The organism is Pectobacterium sp. A5351 (assembly GCF_028335745.1).
Classification (GTDB): domain Bacteria; phylum Pseudomonadota; class Gammaproteobacteria; order Enterobacterales; family Enterobacteriaceae; genus Pectobacterium.
This window is the reverse complement of sequence record NZ_CP116477.1, coordinates 4,340,050-4,361,617: the sequence shown is the minus strand read 5'-3', so window position 1 is coordinate 4,361,617 and position 21,568 is coordinate 4,340,050. Positions and strand designations below refer to the sequence as shown.

The following is a 21,568-nucleotide window of genomic DNA, read 5'->3' as shown; positions in this document are numbered from 1 at the left end:
TTCTGTACTCTGGGAGACGCCAAAGCACAGGACAAAATGGCCTCCACAATAGGCAGAGGCATTAAAATACTATTTCTTTTTCACCGGACGCTGCCAGCCGGAAATATGCTGTTGTTTCACGCGGCTGATCACCAGCTCATTCTCTGCCACATCGCGCGTAACCGTCGTTCCCGCGCCGATTGTCGCGCCATTGGCTATGCTAACGGGCGCCACCAATTGACTATCCGAGCCGACAAACACGTCGTCGCCAATCACCGTTTTGTGTTTATTCGCACCGTCATAATTACAGGTGATCGTTCCCGCGCCAATATTAACACCGGAACCGATATCCGCATCCCCCAAATAGCTCAAGTGGCCTGCTTTTGATCCTTTACCTAAACGCGCCTTTTTCAATTCGACAAAGTTACCGACATGCGCGCCTTCAGCCAGCTCAGCGCCTGGGCGCAAACGGGCAAACGGGCCAACGGTACACTCTGCTTCTAACACCGCGTCTTCCAACACAGAGTAAGGGCTGATCTCACAATCGTCGCCAATGATGCTGTTTTTAATCACACAGCCTGCGCCGATTTTCACCCGGTTGCCTAGCTTAACATTGCCTTCTACGATGACATTGACATCAATCACCACATCGCGACCGTGAGTCAATTCGCCACGCAGATCAAACCGTGCCGGGTCGAGCAGCATGACACCAGCTAACAGCAGCTTGTCCGCCTGTTCACGTTGATAAACCCGCTCCAGCGCCGACAGTTGCAGACGGTTATTGATGCCCTCCACTTCACTCAGCCGCTCGGGATGAACCGCTTCAACGCGCTGGCCTTCTTCCGCCGCCATCGCAATAATATCGGTGATGTAAAATTCGCCCTGTGCGTTGTTGTTGTTCAAACGGCTTAGCCAGCGCTTCAAATCTTTGCCGTTGGCAATCAATATGCCAGTATTAATCTCGTTAATCTGGCGCTGTGCTTCGCTGGCATCTTTGTGCTCAACGATCCCGACTACAGCACCGTTCTCACGCACGATTCGCCCATAGCCCGTCGGATCGTCCAGTTTCACCGTCAACAGACCAATACCACCCTGCGGCTTAGCCTGACGTAAACGCCCTAGCGTTTGCGATGAAATCAGCGGCACATCGCCATACAGCATCAAGATATCTTCATCATCAGCAAAATGTGGAGCGGCTTGCTGCATCGCATGACCCGTTCCCAGTTGTTCCGCCTGTAGCACCCAGTTCAATGCCGGATCGGCCAATTCACGTTTTAGCAAATCACCGCCGTGACCATATACCAGATGAACGTGCTGTGCACCTGTTGTCATTGCCGCATTAATGACGTGCTGAACCATCGGCTTACCTGCCAGCTTATGTAACACCTTAGGAAGGTCGGAATACATGCGGGTTCCTTTACCCGCAGCAAGGATCACCACACTCATAGCACTATTCGACATAAGCATCCTGACAGTGCGAAGCCACCGCTCCGCAAGAATAAAAATGGCCAACCTGTTACGGCATGAATAACCAGAGTTTACCGAAACTCATGCATAACGCGGATACTTTTTGGTGAGTTTTTTCTGAAAATCTTGCACAACACGATGAATGCTCATGGCGGGAGAATGACGACCCCAAAAACCAGAAGTGGCACTGAGTTTCATAAAAAACAGACTTTGTTTTTAAGTATTTCCATTTGTGACGCAAGCAAAAGAAACAGCGTTTCATTTATAGCAATATACGCGGGCGAATAATTCAATAATGAAGGAGATACAATGAAACGTTGTTCTTCACCAAAATGTGACTCTTTACGGAAACACCGTTCTTCACGCCTCGCAGCCGTCGCGCTGACGAATGCATTACTCTTCAGCTTCAGTACACACGCCGCGACAGAATCAACACCTGTCTGGCACGGAATGGCTTTTGGTCAGTCGACAGATGTGAACTTCTCATCCAATGTCCTGCCGGAAAAAATTGGCGTTAACGACGTCACCATTAACGGCAAGAAATTAGCGCCGGGGGATAAGGCAGATTTGTCCGCACCGATCACGATCGAGAGTCGCGGCGGAAAGATTGCTAACACCCATGACGGACTGACATTCTTCTATACGCAGTTGCCTGCCAATGTGAACTTTACGCTTCAGTCTGATATTACCGTGGAACAATTTGGGCCAGAAAACGGTGCCAAACCTGCGGCTCAGGAAGGGGCGGGGATTCTGGTACGCGATATTATCGGCGTACCGCGTCAGGAACCGCTGAAAGAAGGGTATGAAGAATTCCCTGCCGCATCCAACATGGTGATGAATGCCATCATGACGCAGGATAAAAAGTCTCATACCGAAGTCAAACTACAGGCGATTTTACGTAATGGCGTCACGCAACCGTGGGGCAACGCAGGCGCGAAGATTACCAAAACCAGCTATCAGGAAAATGTGAATCTGGAGCAAACGCCCACCTTCCGCCTGAAACTGGAGCGTACCAACGACGGCTTCATTACCTCTTATGCGCCGAAAGGCACAGATAACTGGGTCTCGAAAGAAGTCAAAGGCGCGGACGTTGTTACCAAGTTGGATAAAGACCACTACTACGTCGGTTTCTTTGCTTCTCGTAACGCCAAAATCACCGTCAGCAATGCACAGTTGACGACGACAGCAGCCCAAACCAAAGCGTCACCGGAGTTTAAGGCTAAGGTTTATGATCCTCTGCTCCAGGTGATGTCATCACCGAAAACCACCAGCGAACACTATGTCGTGCAGGCGAAAGTCAATTACAACGGCACGATAACCGTATCACAAGACGGTAAGTCACTGGGTGATGCCAAGCAGGTAAAAGCAGGCGAGATGTTCTCTCTGCCAGCGAAAATTGCCGGTAATAGCGCTGAATTCAAACTCGCTTATCAGCCTGCGGAAGGGGATGATAAAGCGGTAAAAGAAAGTACGTTCAAGGTTGAAAAAGTGGCCTATGCAGACGCTAAAAATCTGTATGTTTCACCACAAGGCTCAGCCAGCAATGATGGCAGTAAAAATGCACCGCTCGATTTTGCCAGCGCCGTCGCCGCTCTGCCAGCAGGCGGTACCATTTGGCTCAGCGACGGCGATTACAGCGCGTCAGAAATTCCTGTCAGCGCCAGCGGCCAGCAAAAAGCCGTCAAAAACCTGTTTACTGTCGGTAATAAAGCCGTCATTCATGGCCTGCAACTGAAAGCGAGCCATTGGCATGTTAAAGGGATTGAAATCACAGAGAAACCGTTCCGTATCGAGGGGAGCTACAACACCATCGAACGCGTTCTGGCGCATCACGCTGACGATACCGGTATTCAGGTAACCTCAACGGCCGATGTAGGCAGACCACTGTGGGCCAGCCATAACCTGATCCTGAACTCAGAATCTCACAGCAACCAAGACCCAGGCAAGATTAACGCCGACGGTTTTGCGGTGAAAATGCGTGTGGGTGAAGGCAACGTGATTCGCGGTGCGTTCTCGCACAATAACGTCGATGACGGCTTCGACCTGTTTAACAAAATTGAAGACGGCGCAAACGGCGTTGTGGTGATCGAGAATTCAATTGCCATGAACAACACCAGCAACGGCTTCAAAATGGGTGGAGAAGGTCAGCCGGTGGCGCATCAGGTTAAACACAGCATTGCTGTGGGTAACAAACTTGATGGTTTCACCGACAACTTCAACCCTGGCGCCTTGATCGTTGAAGACAACATCGCGTTAGATAACGAACGCTTTAACTTTATTTTCCGCCCAAGCCCTTACTCTGGCCCGGAAAAACAAGGCGTCTTCAAGAACAACATTTCACTGAAGACCAAAGCGGGTAAATATGATGATGCGGTTGTCGGCAATATCGATAACACCAACTATTTCATCAAAGGCGACCGCTCTGTTAACGCGCAAGGTAAGGAAATCACCGTAAATAACTTCGTATCGGTAGCCATCCCTGAGACGTTTACGCGTGATGCCAAAGGCAATCTGGTACTTGGCGACTTTCTGAAGAAAAAATAAGTCACTTCAAATAAACCCCGCCTAATAAGGTGGGGTTGCTAATAAAACGCGTCGAGCGCGGTAGTAACGGATAGATCGTAAAGACGCTGTAAACACATCCATGTGCGCTCGGCTTGCGCAGATATGAATCTCATTCCTGAGATTCACCCTTGCAGGGCCGTCGCTAGCGACGTTCAAAAACGTTCCTGACGTTTTTGTCCCTGGCGCAAACGCTTTACTCTTCTATTCCGTTACTACCGTTTTCGTTCGGTAAATAGGTTTGTCTACGATCTGAATGCCTGCTCTTGCAGTAATGCTGATCAGTTAAGGATCAGTTGAACGATCCAATAGCTGTGTAAGAATCCGGAAATGTTCTTCATTTCCGGATTTTTTATGCGTATTTCTCAGGCCATCGACCTCGTTTCACGTTACGACTCGACCCGTAACCCTTTGACTTCTCTTGGCGACTTTCTTGACCCAGAACTTATTGCTCGTTGCCTTGCTGAGTCCGGCGTGGTCACCCTGCGTAAACGCCGTCTTCCTCTCGAAATGATGGTCTGGTGCATTGTCGGCATGGCGCTTGAACGTAAGGAGCCGCTTCATCAGATTGTCAATCGGCTGGATATTATGCTGCCCGGTAACCGTCCCTTTGTTGCTCCCAGCGCGGTTATCCAGGCCCGCCAGCGACTCGGAAGTGATGCCGTTCGACGGGTGTTCACGCACACTGCTCACTTGTGGCACAACGCTGTGGCACATCCTCACTGGTGTGGATTGACGTTACTGGCGATGGATGGCGTCGTCTGGCGCACACAGGAAACACCTGAAAATGATGCCGCCTTCCCGCGCCAGACTTACTGCGGCCAACCTGGCCCCTACCCGCAGGTCAAAATGGTCTGTCAGATGGAGCTGACCAGCCATCTGATAACCGCCGCAGCCTTCGGTACGATGAAAGACAGCGAATATACCCTGGCTGAGCAACTGATAGACCAGACCGCAGATAATACGCTGACGCTGCTCGATAAAGGGTATTACTCATTAGGGTTACTGAATGCCTGGAAGCGTGCGGGAGAACACCGACACTGGATGATACCGCTTAAGAAAGGTACCCGTTACGAGGAGGTCCGGAAACTGGGAAAAGGCGATCATCTGGTACAGTTGAAAACGACGCCACAATCCCGCAAAAAATGGCCGGGACTGAGTACAGAAGTGACAGCCCGATTACTGACCTATAGCCGTAAAGGCAAAACCTATCAGTTACTGACCTCGATGACCGATGGCATGCGTTATCCGGGAGGTGAAATGGTTGAGCTTTACAGTCACCGTTGGGAAATCGAGTTGGGTTACCGTGAAATCAAACAGACAATGCAACTGAGCAGGCTGGCACTGAGAAGCAAAAAACCGGAACTTGTGGAGCAGGAGTTATGGGGTGTGCTGCTGGCGTATAATCTGGTGCGTTATCAGATGATTAAAATGGCCAGTCAACTGAAAGGTTACTGGCCAAATCAGCTGAGCTTCTCAGAATCCTGCGGGCTGGTCATGAGAATGTTGATGACGCTTCAGGGCGCATCGCCGGGTCGTATCCCTGAGCTACTGCGAGATCTGGAAAGTATGGGGCAGATGGTGAAGCTGCCGATAAGAAGGGAAAGAGCCTTTCCGAGAGTAGTGAAAGAGAGACCTTATAAATATCGAAAAGCTGAGAAAAAATGCCAGTCAGTTGCTTAACTGACTGGCATTACTGCTCTTGCAGGCATTTTTTATCTCGGCGTATAACATATGCTAAAATGCTAAAATACAAAAAGGCCAGTCAGTGTGAACTGACTGGCCTTCAATTATTGCAAGCTTATCTGTTACATCGCTTTTCTGGTCAGCTCGATAACGCGCAGCTTCGCAATCGCTTTGCTCAGCTCTGCTGAAGCCTGAGCATAATCCACATCACCATGTGAATTGCGGATATGATCTTCAGCTTTGCGTTTCGCTTCCAACGCACGGGCTTCATCCAAATCCTGCCCACGGATAGCGGTATCAGACAGCACGGTAACGGTATTTGGTTGCACCTCAAGGATGCCGCCAGAAAGATAAATATACTCTTCCTCACCGTGCTGCTTAACGATACGAACCATACCAGGCTTAATGGCAGTAAGCAGAGGGGCATGTCCCGGATAAATACCCAGTTCGCCTTCGCTCCCCGTTACCTGGATCTTCTGCACCAGACCGGAGAACATTTGCTGTTCTGCACTCACGACATCCAGATGGTAAGTCATAGCCATGTCACCCTCCTACAAGGCGTTACAGTTTCTTGGCTTTTTCCACGACTTCGTCAATGGAACCAACCATGTAGAACGCCTGCTCTGGCAGGTGGTCGTATTCGCCTTCCATAATCCCTTTAAAGCCACGAATGGTGTCTTTCAGGGCAACGTATTTACCTGGAGAACCGGTAAATACTTCCGCTACGAAGAACGGCTGTGACAGGAAGCGCTGAATTTTACGTGCACGAGATACCACCAACTTGTCTTCTTCAGACAGCTCGTCCATACCCAGAATCGCGATGATGTCTTTCAGTTCCTGATAACGTTGCAGAATAGACTGCACGCCACGGGCAACATCATAGTGTTCCTGACCAACAACCAACGGATCCAACTGACGGCTGGTGGAGTCCAGCGGGTCAACGGCTGGGTAGATACCCAGAGACGCGATCTGACGGCTCAGTACCACGGTTGCATCCAAGTGAGCAAAGGTGGTGGCTGGAGATGGGTCAGTCAAGTCATCCGCAGGAACGTAAACGGCCTGAACGGAGGTGATAGAACCGGTTTTGGTTGAAGTGATACGTTCTTGCAGAACGCCCATCTCTTCCGCCAGCGTCGGCTGATAACCTACCGCAGAAGGCATACGACCCAGCAGTGCGGATACTTCCGTACCGGCCAGGGTATAACGGTAGATGTTATCGACGAACAGCAGTACGTCACGGCCTTCATCACGGAATTTTTCCGCCATGGTCAGACCGGTCAGTGCTACGCGCAGACGGTTACCTGGTGGCTCATTCATCTGGCCATAAACCAGTGATACTTTGTCGATTACGTTGGAATCGGTCATTTCGTGGTAGAAGTCGTTACCTTCACGGGTACGTTCACCCACGCCTGCAAACACGGAGTAACCGGAGTGCTCGATCGCGATGTTACGGATCAGCTCCATCATGTTTACGGTTTTACCTACGCCCGCACCACCGAACAGACCCACTTTACCGCCCTTGGCAAACGGACACATCAGGTCGATAACCTTGATGCCGGTTTCCAGCAGCTCTTGTGAGTTTGACAGCTCTTCATAGCTCGGAGCAGCGCGGTGAATAGCCCAACGCTCTTCTTCGCCGATGTCGCCTTTCATGTCGATGGGTTCACCCAACACGTTCATGATACGACCCAGCGTTGCTTTACCTACCGGCACTTCGATCGGGTGGTCCAGGTTATTCACGTTCAACCCGCGACGCAGACCGTCAGAAGAACCCATTGCGATACAGCGAACAATACCGCCGCCCAACTGCTGCTGCACTTCCAGCACCAGTTTCTCAGCGCCGTTCTCTACCTCAAGCGCATCGTACACCTTTGGTACGGCATCTTGCGGGAACTCGACGTCCACCACGGCGCCGATTACCTGGATAATCTTTCCAGTAGCCATCTTGAATCCTCTACGTAATTCGACAATACGTAATTCGTAAACCTGCTTTAAACCGCGGAGGCTCCCCCGACGATTTCGGTGAGTTCCTGAGTAATGCTGGCCTGACGAGCTTTGTTGTATACCAACTGCAGCTCTTTGATCAGGCTACCGCCGTTATCGGTCGCGGCTTTCATCGCAACCATTCGCGCGGCCTGCTCACTAGCCAGATTTTCTACGACGCCCTGATAAACCTGAGATTCCACATAACGGCGCAGCAGGGTATCCAGCAGCGACTTAGGATCGGGTTCATACAGGTAATCCCAGGATTTCTTCTTCAACTCACCGTCATCCGAAGGCGGTAACGGTAACACTTGAACAACAAGCGGTTCCTGAGACATGGTATTGATAAACTTGTTGCTTACGATATACAGCTTGTCCAGACGACCTTCGTCGTAGGCTTGCAGCATAACTTTAACCGGACCGATCAATTCTGATACGGAAGGGTTGTCTCCCATACCGGTAACCTGAGCAACAATGTTTCCGCCTACCGAACCGAAGAAAGAAACCGCTTTGGACCCAATCAGCGCTAAATCAGTTTCAACGCCTTTGTCACTCCAGGATTTCATATCAGCCAGCAGCTTCTTGAACAGGTTAATGTTCAAACCACCGCACAGGCCACGGTCAGTAGACACCACCAGATACCCAACGCGCTTAACATCGCGTTCTTCCAGGTACGGGTGTTTATATTCCAGATTTCCTAACGCAAGGTGACCAATCACATTGCGTATGGTTTCCGCATAAGGACGGCTGGCCGCCATACGATCCTGCGATTTACGCATTTTGGAAGCGGCGACCATTTCCATTGCTTTGGTGATCTTCTGCGTATTTTGGACGCTTGCGATCTTACTACGTATCTCTTTTGCGCCGGCCATCTTTGCTTCTCCTCAAAGCCTTGCGGCCTGCTTTACAGCAGGCCACCGGGCGTTACCAGGACTGGGTTGCCTTAAAAGTATCGAGGATGCCTTTAAATTTGCCCTCGATCTCATCGTTATAAGCGCCAGTCTGGTCGATTTGTTGCAGAAGTTCGCCATGCTCACGATCGGCGTAAGCCAGCAGTGCCGCTTCAAAGCTACCGACTTTCGACAGCTCAACATCTTCCAGATAACCACGTTCTGCCGCAAACAGAACCAGAGACTGCTGTGCGACAGACATCGGCGCATACTGTTTCTGTTTCAACAGCTCGGTCACTTTCTGACCGTGGCTCAACTGCTTACGGGTTGCATCATCAAGATCGGAAGCGAACTGAGAGAATGCTGCCAGCTCACGGTACTGTGCCAGTGCGGTACGAATACCACCGGACAGTTTCTTCATGATCTTGGTCTGTGCTGCACCACCCACACGGGATACGGAGATCCCTGGGTTAACCGCAGGACGAATACCGGCGTTAAACAGGTTGGATTCCAGGAAGATCTGACCATCGGTAATAGAAATTACGTTAGTCGGAACGAACGCAGAAACGTCACCCGCTTGCGTTTCGATGATCGGCAGAGCGGTCAACGAACCGGTTTTCCCCTTCACTTCACCCTTGGTGAATGCTTCAACGTAATCAGCGTTAACACGCGATGCACGCTCCAGCAAACGGGAGTGGAGATAGAAAACGTCACCAGGATAAGCTTCACGGCCTGGCGGACGACGGAGCAGCAGAGAAATCTGACGATAAGCAACGGCCTGTTTGGACAGGTCATCATAAATAATCAGCGCATCTTCACCGCGGTCACGGAAGTACTCGCCCATCGCACAACCGGCATACGGTGCCAGATATTGCAGAGCGGCAGACTCAGACGCGGTAGCGACGACGACAATGGTGTTTTCCAGTGCGCCATGCTCTTCCAGTTTACGCACCACGTTAGAAATCGTGGAGGCTTTCTGGCCGATAGCGACGTACACACATTTGATGCCGGAATCACGCTGGTTGATGATGGCGTCGATAGCCAGAGCAGTTTTACCTGTCTGACGGTCACCGATAATCAGCTCACGCTGACCACGACCGATTGGAATCATGGCGTCAACAGACTTATAGCCCGTTTGTACAGGCTCATCAACGGACTGACGTTCGATTACGCCAGGCGCAATCGCTTCAACCGCAGAGAAACCGTCATGATCCAGTGCGCCTTTACCGTCAATCGGTGCGCCCAGCGTGTTGACCACACGACCCAGCAGGCCACGGCCAACCGGAACTTCAAGAATACGGCCGGTGCATTTTACTTTCATGCCTTCAGCCAGATCCGCATACGGACCCATAACTACCGCACCAACGGAGTCGCGCTCCAGGTTCAGTGCGATCGCATAACGGTTACCCGGCAGAGAGATCATCTCTCCCTGCATCACGTCTGCCAGACCGTGGACACGGATGATTCCGTCGCTGACGGAAACAATAGTACCTTCATTGTGAGCTTCGCTCACCACATTGAACTGAGCAATGCGCTGCTTGATCAGTTCGCTGATTTCGGTGGAATTCAGTTGCATGCTCCAGTCCCCTTAAGACTGCAAGACGTCTGCCAGACGTTCCAGACGACCGCGAATGCTGCCATCTATCACCATATCGCCCGCGCGAATAACCACGCCGGCCATGACAGACTTATCAATTTTGCAATTCAGCTTCACTTTGCGTGACAGACGTTTTTCCATAGCGGCAGCGATCTTTGATTGCTGCTGCTCACTCAACGTGCTGGCAGAAATCACATCGACGTCAACCGTCGATTCCAGTGCTGCCCGCAGTTGAATAAATTGTTCCAGTACTTCAGGAAGTACCGGTAAACGTCCGTTTTCGGCCATCACCCTAATCAGGTTCTGACCGGCTTCATCAAGTTGATCACCACAAACGGCAATAAACGTTTTCGCCAGCTCAATCGGTGCAACCGCACCGGAAAGCAGCTCGGCAATCTGCTCATTGCGCGCTACTTCGGCCGAAAACGCCAGCATGTTCTGCCAGCGATCCAAGGCCTGATTCTCAACCGCAAAGTCAAAAGCTGCTTTGGCGTAGGGGCGAGCTACCGTGACAAATTCAGACATCAGCCCCTCCCTCCTTACAGTTCAGCGACCAGTTTATCAACGATGTCGCTGTTAGCAGCTTCATCCACGGAACGTTCAATAATTTTCTCGGCACCGGCAATCGCCAATACGGCAACTTGCTTACGCAGCTCTTCACGAGCGCGTTTACGTTCGGCTTCGATTTCAGCCTGCGCCTGCGCCACAATCTTGTTACGTTCAGCTTCCGCTTCAGCTTTCGCCTCATCCAGGATCTGAGCTCGGCGTTTGTTCGCCTGCTCGATGATAACCTGAGCATCCGCTTTGGCTTTCTTCAGTTGATCTGTCGCATTGGCCTGAGCCAAGTTCAAATCTTTTTTGGCACGTTCAGCAGAAGCAAGACCGTCAGCAATTTCTTTCTGACGTTTCTCGATGGCTGCCATCATCGGCGGCCATACATACTTCATGCAGAACCAGACAAACAGGACGAACGCAATGGCCTGGCCGAGGATTGTTGCATTAATATTCACAGCACAATGCCTCTTTCAAAGTTAAATAAGTTGATGTTTTAACCTCAGCAGAAAACATTCTGCTTAGGCCACCGCAAACATCACATACAGCCCCAGACCAACAGCGATCATCGGGATGGCGTCAACCAGACCCATGACGATAAAGAACTGTGTACGCAGTAAAGGAATCAGGTCAGGCTGACGAGCAGCACCTTCCAAGAATTTACCACCCAGAATGCCGATACCGATCGCAGCACCGATTGCCGCCAAACCCATCATTAACGCGGCAGCCATGTACAGCAGATCCACACTCAGGTTTTCCATGACAGTCTCCAGTTTGTTTCAGTTAAAAACGTTATTTGTTGAAAGAAAATCAATGCTCTTCAGATGCCATCGAGAGATAAACAACCGTCAGAACCATGAAAATAAAAGCCTGAAGCGTAATAATCAAAATGTGGAAAATAGCCCAAGGCACATTTAACAGCCATTGTGACCACCACGGCAACAGACCGGCAATCAGGATGAAGATCAACTCACCCGCATACATATTGCCAAACAGTCGCAAGCCTAAGGAAATAGGTTTGGACAGCAGGCTGACACCTTCAAGAATCAGGTTAATAGGAATAAATACTGGATGGTTGAACGGCTGCATGGTCAGTTCTTTAACAAAACCACCGAGACCCTTCATTTTGATGCTGTAGAACAGAACCAGGATAAACACCCCAAGCGCCATCGACAGCGTAATGTTCACGTCAGCTGTCGGCACGGCACGCAGATAAGCATGCGCCGGATCGTATCCCAGCAGACTATAGATACCTGCCCAGGCTTGCGGCAACAGATCGATAGGCAGCAGGTCCATCAGGTTCATCAGGAAAACCCAGACGAAAATGGTCAGCGCCAAAGGAGCAATCAGTTTGCTTTTGCCATGGAACATATCGCGCACGGTACCATCAACGAAACCGATTATCAGTTCGACGGCCGTTTGCAGCTTACCTGGCACACCGCTGGTCGCATGTTTAGCTACGCGGCGAAAGATAACCAGAAAGAGGATCCCAAGAGCGATGGAGAAAAACATCGAATCGACGTTGATCGACCAAAAACCCGTCCCTACCTGCAAATGCTGCAAGTGGTGACCGATATACTCTTGCGGAGTAGAGATTTCTCCAGCAGCCATGATGTCTCTTACCCTTTTGTTGTTAATTACGGCAACGATTAATTACGGCCGGTGCCACGATCTGCATAACCAGCACCGATAAATAAGTCAGGCCAAGCGGAAAGAATGCCGCTTTAAACACGCCTAACGCCACCACTAACAGTGCAATGGTGATAAATACCTTAAGCGCCTCGCCAATTGCGAATGACCAAGCCACACGCCCATCAGCAGGCTTGTGTGACTGGTGACGCAAGGCAAATAGCACAAACAAGACATTCGGCAACCAGGCTGCCAATCCTCCACCTAACGCAGAAGCGGCAGCATTGACGCTATTGAGGCTGAAAGCAGCACTCAACAAAGCAAAAGTCACTAACTGTAACAACAGTAGCCTGAAGGCCACTTTTCCGCTGTAAAGGGATACAGGCATGACGTTTGCTCTCTCCGTACCTTTTCAGAGGTATACCGAATGACGTATAAAACTGCCTTTACACCATTGAGTCAAGCAGCAAAAAACGAGCAAATTATACGGGTCATACCTGCGAATTCAATCGATAAGTAGCGAAAAGGTGAACAATTATTTAAATTTCTTTCTGAAGCCCCATTTTTACTAACAATCATCCCCGTTCATGATTGGTGTAATTAATTTCTAAAGGCCTCTAATCTGTGATGCGACTCACACAAAAGATTTTACGACTATTTATAACAGAACGTATTTTTTTTGCCCCCAGCAAAAAAAATCATTTATTTTATTAATTTTCAATAATTTAAAACAACCACCATTCGAAAAGCACAACAAAAAACCTTTCAACTGCCTATTGACATTATTGATATCGTTTTTTTACTCAATTAACACAAAAATAACACCATTTTGATGCCGATGATTTATTTTCGTTCGTTATTATTCAGTGCGAAAGCAAAAGGACGACGCCGAAAAAACGAAGATGTAAAATTTCAGTGATCGTGATGCATTCTGGAACGCTGCCACCGATAAACGAGGTGGCAACGTCACACGCAATATTTAGTTATAATTTTTTTGATAAAAAACAAAATTAGTTTGGTTTAAGCACGACCAAATGGCGCTCACCTTCCAGTTCGGGAACCGATAAGCGAACAACCTGATCCAATAGGACACCTTGTGGCAAGGATGACAATTCATTCTCTGGAAGTACGCCTTTTAGCGCATAAAACCGCCCTGTTGGTCTGGCCGGAAGATGACTACACCAGCTAATCATGTCCTGCAAAGAAGCAAATGCCCGGCTGATTACGCCATCAAAAGGCGGTTCTGCCGGAAATTCCTCAACGCGACTCTGCACTGGCGTAATATTTTCAAGCTGTAGTTCATGCTGTACCTGACGCAGGAAACGTACGCGCTTACCCAGGCTATCCAGCAAGGTAAAATGCGACTCAGGGCGAACGATCGCCAATGGAATTCCTGGCAATCCAGGCCCCGTTCCCACATCGATAAAACGCTGTCCGTGTAAATGCGGCTCAACCACGATGCTGTCCATGATGTGTCGGATAAGCATTTGCTGTGGATCGCGTACAGACGTCAGGTTATAGGCCTTATTCCACTTATTCAGCATATCAACATACTGTATCAGAAGATTTTTTTGCTTATCTGAAATCACAATACCAGCCGCATTGAGCAGATTATCGAGTGTGTTACGCACAATAAGATCCCGATGAGAAATATGAGGTTAATAATAAAAATAGCCGGATAACCGGCTATTTAGGGGATAAGTTTACCGTAAATCAGGCGCTGCGGCGCAGTAGACCCTGTTTTTTAAGCCAAATCAGCAGAATGGAGATCGCCGCAGGCGTAATGCCGGAGATCCGTGAGGCTTGGCCGATAGATGAAGGCTTGTGATCGTTCAGCTTGGCGATAACTTCATTAGACAACCCGCTAACCTGCTTGTAATCCATATCGGCAGGTAGCAGCGTATTTTCATTACGCAGTTGTTTCTCAATTTCATCCTGCTGACGGGCAATATACCCTTCGTATTTAACCTGAATTTCAACCTGTTCAGCTGCCTGCTCATCGGTCAATCCCGGAGCGAACAGCGGCAGCGTAGTAAGCTGAACGTAATCGACTTCCGGCCGGCGTAGCAGCTCTTCACCATTCGCTTCACGTGACAACGGCGTTTTCAGCAGTGAGTTAATTTGATCTAACTGCTCAGATTGCGGATGCACGTGAATATCGCGCAGGCGCTGACGCTCTTTTTCAATGCTTTCGAGCTTCTCGTTGAAACGTGCCCAGCGATGATTGTCAACCATCCCCAGTTCACGGCCGATTTCAGTCAAACGCAGATCGGCGTTATCTTCGCGCAGCATCAGGCGATATTCAGCACGTGACGTAAACATACGGTAGGGTTCTTTCGTACCCAGTGTACAGAGATCGTCAACCAGCACGCCAAGATAGGCTTGATCGCGACGCGGTGACCAACCTTCCTTATCGGCAGCCAATCGAGCTGCATTCAGACCTGCCAGCATGCCCTGTGCTGCGGCTTCTTCATAACCTGTTGTCCCGTTGATCTGTCCGGCAAAGAACAAACCATGAATAAATTTGTTTTCCAGCGTAGGTTTCAGATCGCGAGGATCGAAGAAATCGTACTCAATCGCATAACCAGGACGAACGATGCAGGCATTTTCCATCCCTGCCATTGAGCGAACAATCTGCCACTGGACGTCAAACGGCAAACTGGTTGAGATCCCGTTAGGATAAATTTCGTTGCTGGTCAGTCCTTCAGGCTCAAGAAAGATCTGATGCGTATTTCGATCGGCAAAGCGCATGACCTTGTCTTCGATCGATGGACAATAGCGTGGGCCGATCCCTTCGATGATTCCGGCATACATCGGGCTACGATCCAGATTATTACGGATCACATCATGAGTTTTCTCGTTGGTATGCGTGATATAGCACGGCATTTGCGCTGGATGCTGGTTCGCATTACCCAAGAATGAGAAAACCGGCATCGGGTTATCACCGTGTTGTTGAGCCAACACGCTAAAATCGATAGTTCTTGCATCAATACGTGGCGGAGTACCGGTCTTCAGGCGGTTGACGCGCAGAGGCAGTTCACGCAGGCGACGCGCGAGTGGAATGGAAGGCGGATCGCCTGCGCGTCCACCGCTGTAGTTATCCAGCCCAATGTGAATTTTGCCGTCGAGGAAAGTGCCTACCGTTAATACCACGGCTTTCGCACGAAATTTTAGTCCCATTTGGGTAACTGCACCGACGACACGATCGTTTTCCACAATCAGATCATCAACAGCCTGCTGGAAGATCATCAGGTTTGGCTGATTCTCCAGCGCGGTGCGAACAGCCTGACGATAGAGCACGCGATCCGCTTGTGCACGTGTTGCTCTGACCGCGGGGCCTTTACTGCTGTTTAGTATCCTAAACTGTATACCTGCCTGATCGACGGCACGCGCCATCAACCCTCCCATGGCATCGATCTCTTTAACCAGATGGCCTTTTCCAATACCGCCAATCGCTGGGTTACAAGACATTTGTCCCAGCGTATCAATATTGTGTGTGAGTAAAAGCGTCTGTTGGCCCATTCGGGCAGAAGCCATCGCTGCTTCTGTTCCCGCATGACCGCCACCGATGACGATGACGTCAAATGGATCTGGATAAAACATGGTACTGCTCCTCGCACTATTGCGAATGATGAGTGGCGAACGATTGTTATTTGCCCTGGGATGGGGATTCTACTCAACTTTGAGCCAACGACCAAGTCCGTTGGATCCTCGTTAATTAAAGAAAGATCTTTTTATTTAAAGATCTCTTTATTAGATCTCTTATTAGGATCGTCATGTTATGTGGATAAGTGATTATTCATATTAAAGATCAACAGAATGGCGTTGATCCTTACCTGTGAATGATCGGTGATCCTAGCCAGTATAAGCTGGGATCTTAATGCGGGTTTATGCACAGGACAAAAAACATACTTGGGTTGTTATTGGGATAACTACGGCTTTTACACCTGAATTAAGCATAGTTATCCACATTCAACTGCCGAATATTTCATCTTATTTGAGTAAATCAACCCACGATCCTAGCCATTCTTCAGCCGGATCTTCAGGAATCTGATGCTGGGTGATGTCGATCTCAAGGATTTCACCGATCCTTTTCGCCCCTAACTGGGTTAGCACACGATCCGCTGTTTGGATCGCGCCACAGAACGTATCGTACTCTCTGCTACCGATCCCTATCGCACCGAAGCTCACCTGAGAAAGATCGGGCTTCTGCTGTTCTAACTGATCAAACAGCGCTTTCAGGTTATCAGGAAACTCCCCTGCGCCGTGGGTGGACGTTACCACCAGCCATACACCGCTTTCAGGCAGTGCATCAAGCCCAGGACCGTGCAGAAGTTCAGTGGAAAAATCATCCTTCTCCAGCAGTTCAGCCAAATGCTCTGCGACGTATTCGGCGCTGCCAAGGGTACTGCCACTGATCAAGGTAATGTCTGCCATAGCGATCCCATCCGATAAAAGACGGGACATTGTACGCTGTGATCTGGCTGGGATCTACCTGTGGATAATATGGGTATAGGAAAAAAGCATTACGGCGTGATCGTCCGCATGATGGGGTTTTGCAGGGAGATGAGTGTTTCCGTGGACTGAATTTCATCAATTGTTTGGATCTTGTTGATAAGTACATGTTGCAGCGCTTCTATCGAGCGGCACATGACCTTAATAAAGATGCTGTAATGCCCGGTTGTGTAATAGGCTTCGACCACTTCTTCCAGATTGTTCAGCTTCTCCAGCGCCGAAGGATAATCTTTGGCGCTTTTCAGAATGATGCCGATAAAGCAGCACACGTCATAGCCCAGCTGTTTCGGGTTCACGTCCAGACGCGTGCCGACAATGATGCCCGCCTGTTTCATTTTCTCCACCCGAACGTGGATGGTTCCCGGACTGACAGAAAACTGTTTTGCCAGTTCGGCATAGGGGGTGCGCGCATTTTCCATTAAGGCGGAAAGAATGCCGCGATCGAGATTATCGATCTGATAAATTTCTGCCACTTTGAGCCTCCTATTTTAGCGAATAATGATTTTATACCGCGATAAAATGACGGATTAAAAGCACAAGAGCAATTTATTCATAAGATTATTGAATGGCTAGCGGTTTTTATTGCTTAATGAATAACTAAATACGATGAATAAGAGACGCGGCAATGAAAAAGCAGTACATCGAAAAACAGCAGCAAATCAGCTTCGTTAAATCTTTCTTCTCCAGCCAACTGGAGCAGCTTCTGGGATTGATTGAAGTCCAGGCACCGATTCTTAGCCGTATCGGTGATGGTACGCAGGATAACTTGTCCGGTACGGAAAAAGCGGTACAGGTTAAGGTGAAAGCCCTGCCAGATGCCACCTTTGAAGTGGTGCACTCACTGGCGAAATGGAAACGTAAAACGCTGGGCGCGTATGATTTTAGCAGCGGGGAAGGCATTTATACCCATATGAAGGCGCTGCGCCCGGACGAAGATCGTTTGAGCCCGATCCACTCGGTTTATGTCGATCAGTGGGACTGGGAGTGCGTGATGGGAGACGGCGAGCGTCATGCAGAGTACCTGAAATCGACAGTTACGCGTATTTATCAGGGGATCAAAGCGACAGAGGCTGCTGTACATCAGGCGTTTGGCATTCAGCCTTTCCTGCCGGAACAAATTCATTTTGTGCATACCGAAACGTTGCTGAAGCGCTATCCCGATCTGGATGCCAAAGGGCGTGAGCGAGCCATTGCGAAAGAACTGGGGGCCGTTTTTCTGATAGGAATTGGCGGCAAGCTGTCCAGTGGGCACTCTCACGATGTGCGTGCGCCTGATTATGATGACTGGACGACACCAGGCGAGCAGGAACTGGCGGGTCTGAACGGCGATATCGTCGTATGGAACCCGGTTCTGAACGATGCGTTTGAAATTTCATCTATGGGTATTCGTGTGGATGCAGAGGCTCTCACTCGCCAACTGGCACTGACGCAGGATGAAGAACGACTGAAGCTGGAATGGCATCAGGCGCTGCTACGCGGCGAAATGCCGCAAACGATCGGCGGGGGAATCGGTCAGTCTCGCCTGGTCATGCTGCTGCTGCAATTGTCGCACATTGGTCAGGTTCAGTGTGGCGTTTGGCCACAGCCGCTGCGTGAGTCGGTTTCCGGCCTGCTTTAATAAGCCTTGCCGTGCTGCCAGCGACGCATTAAGCGGCTTTTTAACCCGGTATCAAAGCGCCAGATATGGTCAAAGATGTGCATGATACCGGGTTTGCCATGATCGGACATCGCTACAGCATGGAAACGATGCTGTAGCTGCGTCTGACGGCTTTTCACCTTATTTACCACCTCATCCGGCAAGCGCTGGGCGATAAAATCCGAAATCACCACCGCGTCTGCATCATGCCAGAGCGCATCGTCCATCTTATCCAACAACGCCGACAGACAGGCGCTCATATCCGTGCCGCCACGGAATGACTGACTGAGAAAACGTATCGCCTGTTCTAATCCGTCCGCGGAAGTCAGTTCATATTGCACCACGCCCGTGGAAAACAGCATGACGTAGCAGCGGCGGTTGTCGGCGAGCGCGATGCGCATCAGCGCCAGACAGAAGGCTTTGGCACAGCGTTCGTTAAAGCCGCCCATGGAGCCTGACGTGTCAACGCAGACAATAAACGGGCCACGCGGCTGTTGTTCATTCTGTTGATGAACAACAGGGCGCTCGGTGATTTTTTCGCGCCAGCTCTCGCCCTGTAAGCGGTAGGTCAGTAGACGATGCTCTAAGAGGCGACGATAGAATTCATATTCCAGTTCGCTGATGCCCAGCGTGGCCAGCTCCGTCGGCATCAAACGCAAGATATCATCGCTCTGATGCACGCCGCTTACCTGCTCAGGTACGGTGGCAGGTTCTCGTACGCTTACCCGGAAGGCTTCCTGTGGCGCATCCTGCGTGAGGATGGATTTGGTTTCCCGGCTGCGTCCCAGTCGTTCCGCCAGTTTTTGTAATGCAGGCTGGCGTTGCAGAAAAGCACCGAAATCCAGTAACGGGCGAGGATCGGTTTGAATACGCTGCGCTGCGCTGAGATCCCAGAGCCGCCCGGCCGCATTTTCATTTTCAGCCAAAATCGGTTCGAGCTTGCCGCTGAGCGTCAGGCGCTGTTGCAGTTCATCCAGCAGGATCTCCCGCTCCTGATCCATCAATTGCTGATGCAGTGAAACGGTTTGCAAAGTAAGGCTCAACCGCCAGCGCTGAAGAAAGAGCGCATGGAGCCCACTGGTGATCTTCTGCCCTAAGGTTCGCTCTGGGGAAGTCATAAGCTGTGAGGCCTGTGTCAGAAACGGTGATTCCACGTTGCTCAGCGTATCCATAATCGCAGGCAGGCGGGTTTGAAACGTCTGGTTGTCGATCGATTGTGAACGCTGGTAGCAGCTAAATTCTTTTTCCAGCTCTGGCGGTACCTGGGTGGTACGCAGGCGCTGCTTTAAGGTTTCTTTCCAATGGGGAAGGTCGTTGAGTAACGCGGATTTTAGGCTGGGATACTTTTCAAAGAAGAAAGCGAGCTGCGGCGTCGCTAATAGCGTGACGACGAGGTCGTCCAGCAGCTCGTTTTCATCGATAGACAGCAGCATTTCCAGTGATTCCAGCGTGATCATCGGCGTTAGTCCTGTTGCTCTGATTGCTGGATTTGCTCAGCAACCTGTTGCAGGCTGGCTTCTATCTTGGCCAACCACTCGCTGGGAACGAACAAGCAAGGCTGATGCTGGCTGAATAAGCGGCGTTGCTCACGTAGCTGTAGTTTCAGCTTTTCATATTCATCGGTAATTTCGGCAGGAAGCGCAACGTCGCGCTTTTCTGGCAGAGAAAGAATCGAGGTTTGCAGACTGATATCGCGAACGGTTAGATGTTGGCGATCGTCCACCATCAGATCGAGGCGTTGGGTAAAGCCAATACCGTTGAGCTTACCCCGGATTTCTCCGCCTTTTTGCAGCCAGCTTTGTAGTGCATTTTTCTCAATGATCAGATGGCTGACCTCAATATCGTGCAGGATCAGCGGGCGTTGCAGTACCAGATCCAACGTGTCTGCCGTGATAGTGTCAGGCAGTGTGTAGTGGAATTTCCGTCCGAGGAAGAGCCCCTGTTTCTCTACCGAAAATGCCTGCAATTCGCTTTGTTCACGCTGGTATTGCTGGCGTTTGGTATTCACCTGTTGCAGACGGAACAGCAGGCTTTTTTGCTGGTAGGCGCGTTCGGTAATCAATAGCTCAAGCTGGCGCTCTATGAGCGTCAAGGTGCTTTGGTCATGCCAGAGACAGTCTTTCAACAGAATGATATCAACCGGCGTAATGGCATCCCGTCCGCAGAAAAATGCGCTGGCCTGAAGCAGGCGCAGGGCTTTTTTCCAGCGTCGATCGGAAATGTAAGGCGCTTGGTCCAGCGCATCGAGCTGCTGACGCAGCGTGTAAATCAGCTCGAAACCGAACTCTGGCAATGCGATATGCTCAATGTCCTTCTGCCACTGTTGGTACTCTTCATCGCTGACGCTGAGAGCAGGCGTAACGGGGTTGTCGCGTTCGCTGCTGTTGTTCACGAGGAGCGCCCGGAAATTCTGTTTTTCCTGGACACGATCGAGCCACAGACGGATGAGCATGCGGTCGTAGAGCGCTTCCAGACCGCCATCCGCCTCCGGCAGTTCATTCGAGGCCGCGACCAGCAGACGCATGGGGATGGTGTCTTCGCTGTTGCCATTGCGGAAACGTCGTTCGTTAATGGCCGTCAGCAGCGTATTCAAAATAGCGGGACCCGCTTTCCAGATTTCATCCAGAAAGACGATTTCGGCTTCCGGCAGGTAACCCGCAGTCAAACGCTGGTAGCGACCTTCATCTTTTAGCGCCTGAATGGAAAGGGGGCCAAATACTTCTTCCGGCGTGGAAAAGCGGGTCATCAGGTACTCAAACGCGTTCGCATGACGAAAAGCGAATTTAAGACGCCGGGCGATCATACTTTTGGCTATACCTGGCGGCCCCAGCAGAAAAACGCTTTCTCCGCTTAGTGCTGCCAGTAGGCAGAGACGAATGGCGTGCTGCCTTTCGTAGAGCCCGTGTTCTAGCGCATGGCTGAGACGAGAAATTCTTTCAGCCAATGCCGCAGTTTGACGCATAATTAATCCGTTATTCCCATGATGTGATGTACTGAAATCGTTTATTTTTTAAACTTCCTGCTTTGCTGAACGTCGTACTTCAGAAAAACCCTACTTTCAGGAAGACAATA

The 21,568-nt window shown here is 50.3% G+C and carries 19 protein-coding genes; 3 read left to right on the top strand and 16 right to left on the bottom strand.

Annotation, left to right across the window (positions count from 1 at the left end; translation table 11 throughout):
- Positions 1-69 precede the first annotated feature (69 nt).
- A complete protein-coding gene (glmU, locus tag O1Q74_RS20055; protein WP_271875284.1) occupies positions 70-1,440 on the bottom strand; it encodes a bifunctional UDP-N-acetylglucosamine diphosphorylase/glucosamine-1-phosphate N-acetyltransferase GlmU in 1,371 nt (456 codons plus the stop codon).
- Positions 1,441-1,755: 315 nt separating this feature from the next.
- Between glmU and pelX the strand changes: the two genes are divergently transcribed.
- Entirely contained in the window at positions 1,756-3,990 is a 2,235-nt protein-coding gene (gene pelX, locus O1Q74_RS20050) for a pectate disaccharide-lyase PelX (RefSeq protein WP_271875283.1), read from the top strand.
- 372 nt (positions 3,991-4,362) lie between these two features.
- Entirely contained in the window at positions 4,363-5,691 is a 1,329-nt protein-coding gene (locus tag O1Q74_RS20045; RefSeq protein WP_271875281.1) for an IS4 family transposase, read from the top strand.
- Positions 5,692-5,816: 125 nt separating this feature from the next.
- Here O1Q74_RS20045 and O1Q74_RS20040 read toward each other — a convergent pair whose 3' ends face one another.
- From O1Q74_RS20040 to asnC, 13 genes are all read right to left on the bottom strand, one after another.
- Complete coding sequence (locus O1Q74_RS20040) at positions 5,817-6,236, bottom strand: F0F1 ATP synthase subunit epsilon (protein WP_015842332.1); 420 nt, start codon at positions 6,234-6,236, stop codon at positions 5,817-5,819.
- Between the two features lie 19 nt (positions 6,237-6,255).
- Positions 6,256-7,638, bottom strand: coding sequence for a F0F1 ATP synthase subunit beta (gene atpD / locus O1Q74_RS20035; RefSeq protein ID WP_015842331.1), 1,383 nt, complete (start codon positions 7,636-7,638; stop codon positions 6,256-6,258).
- Between the two features lie 47 nt (positions 7,639-7,685).
- Positions 7,686-8,549 carry a F0F1 ATP synthase subunit gamma gene (gene atpG, locus O1Q74_RS20030; protein WP_015842330.1) on the bottom strand — a complete coding sequence of 288 codons (864 nt, stop codon included), beginning with the start codon at positions 8,547-8,549 and terminating at the stop codon, positions 7,686-7,688.
- A 52-nt stretch (positions 8,550-8,601) separates the two neighbouring features.
- The gene (gene atpA / locus O1Q74_RS20025; RefSeq protein WP_005976551.1) at positions 8,602-10,143 is read right to left on the bottom strand and encodes a F0F1 ATP synthase subunit alpha; all 1,542 of its coding nucleotides are present in this window, start codon (positions 10,141-10,143) and stop codon (positions 8,602-8,604) included.
- Between the two features lie 12 nt (positions 10,144-10,155).
- Positions 10,156-10,689 carry a F0F1 ATP synthase subunit delta gene (atpH, locus tag O1Q74_RS20020; protein ID WP_271875276.1) on the bottom strand — a complete coding sequence of 178 codons (534 nt, stop codon included), beginning with the start codon at positions 10,687-10,689 and terminating at the stop codon, positions 10,156-10,158.
- Between the two features lie 14 nt (positions 10,690-10,703).
- On the bottom strand, positions 10,704-11,174 hold the full coding sequence (gene atpF, locus O1Q74_RS20015) for a F0F1 ATP synthase subunit B (protein WP_010681466.1): 471 nt from the start codon (positions 11,172-11,174) through the stop codon (positions 10,704-10,706).
- Between the two features lie 63 nt (positions 11,175-11,237).
- A complete protein-coding gene (gene atpE / locus O1Q74_RS20010; RefSeq protein ID WP_005976545.1) occupies positions 11,238-11,477 on the bottom strand; it encodes a F0F1 ATP synthase subunit C in 240 nt (79 codons plus the stop codon).
- Between the two features lie 49 nt (positions 11,478-11,526).
- A complete protein-coding gene (atpB, locus tag O1Q74_RS20005) occupies positions 11,527-12,327 on the bottom strand; it encodes a F0F1 ATP synthase subunit A (RefSeq protein ID WP_010300092.1) in 801 nt (266 codons plus the stop codon).
- A 22-nt stretch (positions 12,328-12,349) separates the two neighbouring features.
- Complete coding sequence (atpI, locus tag O1Q74_RS20000) at positions 12,350-12,733, bottom strand: F0F1 ATP synthase subunit I (RefSeq protein WP_271875263.1); 384 nt, start codon at positions 12,731-12,733, stop codon at positions 12,350-12,352.
- A gap of 622 nt (positions 12,734-13,355) precedes the next feature.
- A complete protein-coding gene (gene rsmG / locus O1Q74_RS19995; protein ID WP_271875261.1) occupies positions 13,356-13,976 on the bottom strand; it encodes a 16S rRNA (guanine(527)-N(7))-methyltransferase RsmG in 621 nt (206 codons plus the stop codon).
- 82 nt (positions 13,977-14,058) lie between these two features.
- Complete coding sequence (mnmG, locus tag O1Q74_RS19990) at positions 14,059-15,948, bottom strand: tRNA uridine-5-carboxymethylaminomethyl(34) synthesis enzyme MnmG (RefSeq protein WP_271875259.1); 1,890 nt, start codon at positions 15,946-15,948, stop codon at positions 14,059-14,061.
- Positions 15,949-16,338: 390 nt separating this feature from the next.
- Positions 16,339-16,782 (bottom strand): FMN-binding protein MioC, encoded by a 444-nt coding sequence (mioC, locus tag O1Q74_RS19985; RefSeq protein WP_271875257.1) that lies wholly within the window; start codon positions 16,780-16,782, stop codon positions 16,339-16,341.
- Positions 16,783-16,871: 89 nt separating this feature from the next.
- Complete coding sequence (gene asnC, locus O1Q74_RS19980) at positions 16,872-17,279, bottom strand: transcriptional regulator AsnC (RefSeq protein ID WP_223193289.1); 408 nt, start codon at positions 17,277-17,279, stop codon at positions 16,872-16,874.
- Positions 17,280-17,485: 206 nt separating this feature from the next.
- Here asnC and asnA point away from each other — a divergent pair, with 206 nt between their 5' ends.
- Positions 17,486-18,478 carry an aspartate--ammonia ligase gene (gene asnA / locus O1Q74_RS19975; protein WP_271875255.1) on the top strand — a complete coding sequence of 331 codons (993 nt, stop codon included), beginning with the start codon at positions 17,486-17,488 and terminating at the stop codon, positions 18,476-18,478.
- Here the strand turns inward: asnA and viaA are convergent.
- Positions 18,475-19,953, bottom strand: a complete 1,479-nt coding sequence (viaA, locus tag O1Q74_RS19970) for an ATPase RavA stimulator ViaA (protein ID WP_271875253.1) — start codon at positions 19,951-19,953, stop codon at positions 18,475-18,477. The two genes, asnA and viaA, sit on opposite strands and share 4 nt — an antisense overlap.
- Before the next feature lie 5 nt (positions 19,954-19,958).
- The gene (ravA, locus tag O1Q74_RS19965; RefSeq protein WP_271875251.1) at positions 19,959-21,458 is read right to left on the bottom strand and encodes an ATPase RavA; all 1,500 of its coding nucleotides are present in this window, start codon (positions 21,456-21,458) and stop codon (positions 19,959-19,961) included.
- Positions 21,459-21,568: the final 110 nt, after the last annotated feature.

What these genes read in the sequence shown, in the direction of transcription:
- glmU (WP_271875284.1), bottom strand. Translation starts at nt 1,440, where the DNA reads ATGTCGAATAGTGCTATGAGTGTGGTGATCCTTGCTGCGGGTAAAGGA.
- pelX (WP_271875283.1), top strand. Translation starts at nt 1,756, where the DNA reads ATGAAACGTTGTTCTTCACCAAAATGTGACTCTTTACGGAAACACCGT.
- O1Q74_RS20045 (WP_271875281.1), top strand. Translation starts at nt 4,363, where the DNA reads ATGCGTATTTCTCAGGCCATCGACCTCGTTTCACGTTACGACTCGACC.
- O1Q74_RS20040 (WP_015842332.1), bottom strand. Translation starts at nt 6,236, where the DNA reads ATGGCTATGACTTACCATCTGGATGTCGTGAGTGCAGAACAGCAAATG.
- atpD (WP_015842331.1), bottom strand. Translation starts at nt 7,638, where the DNA reads ATGGCTACTGGAAAGATTATCCAGGTAATCGGCGCCGTGGTGGACGTC.
- atpG (WP_015842330.1), bottom strand. Translation starts at nt 8,549, where the DNA reads ATGGCCGGCGCAAAAGAGATACGTAGTAAGATCGCAAGCGTCCAAAAT.
- atpA (WP_005976551.1), bottom strand. Translation starts at nt 10,143, where the DNA reads ATGCAACTGAATTCCACCGAAATCAGCGAACTGATCAAGCAGCGCATT.
- atpH (WP_271875276.1), bottom strand. Translation starts at nt 10,689, where the DNA reads ATGTCTGAATTTGTCACGGTAGCTCGCCCCTACGCCAAAGCAGCTTTT.
- atpE (WP_005976545.1), bottom strand. Translation starts at nt 11,477, where the DNA reads ATGGAAAACCTGAGTGTGGATCTGCTGTACATGGCTGCCGCGTTAATG.
- atpB (WP_010300092.1), bottom strand. Translation starts at nt 12,327, where the DNA reads ATGGCTGCTGGAGAAATCTCTACTCCGCAAGAGTATATCGGTCACCAC.
- atpI (WP_271875263.1), bottom strand. Translation starts at nt 12,733, where the DNA reads ATGCCTGTATCCCTTTACAGCGGAAAAGTGGCCTTCAGGCTACTGTTG.
- mnmG (WP_271875259.1), bottom strand. Translation starts at nt 15,948, where the DNA reads ATGTTTTATCCAGATCCATTTGACGTCATCGTCATCGGTGGCGGTCAT.
- mioC (WP_271875257.1), bottom strand. Translation starts at nt 16,782, where the DNA reads ATGGCAGACATTACCTTGATCAGTGGCAGTACCCTTGGCAGCGCCGAA.
- asnC (WP_223193289.1), bottom strand. Translation starts at nt 17,279, where the DNA reads ATGGAAAATGCGCGCACCCCCTATGCCGAACTGGCAAAACAGTTTTCT.
- asnA (WP_271875255.1), top strand. Translation starts at nt 17,486, where the DNA reads ATGAAAAAGCAGTACATCGAAAAACAGCAGCAAATCAGCTTCGTTAAA.
- viaA (WP_271875253.1), bottom strand. Translation starts at nt 19,953, where the DNA reads ATGATCACGCTGGAATCACTGGAAATGCTGCTGTCTATCGATGAAAAC.
- ravA (WP_271875251.1), bottom strand. Translation starts at nt 21,458, where the DNA reads ATGCGTCAAACTGCGGCATTGGCTGAAAGAATTTCTCGTCTCAGCCAT.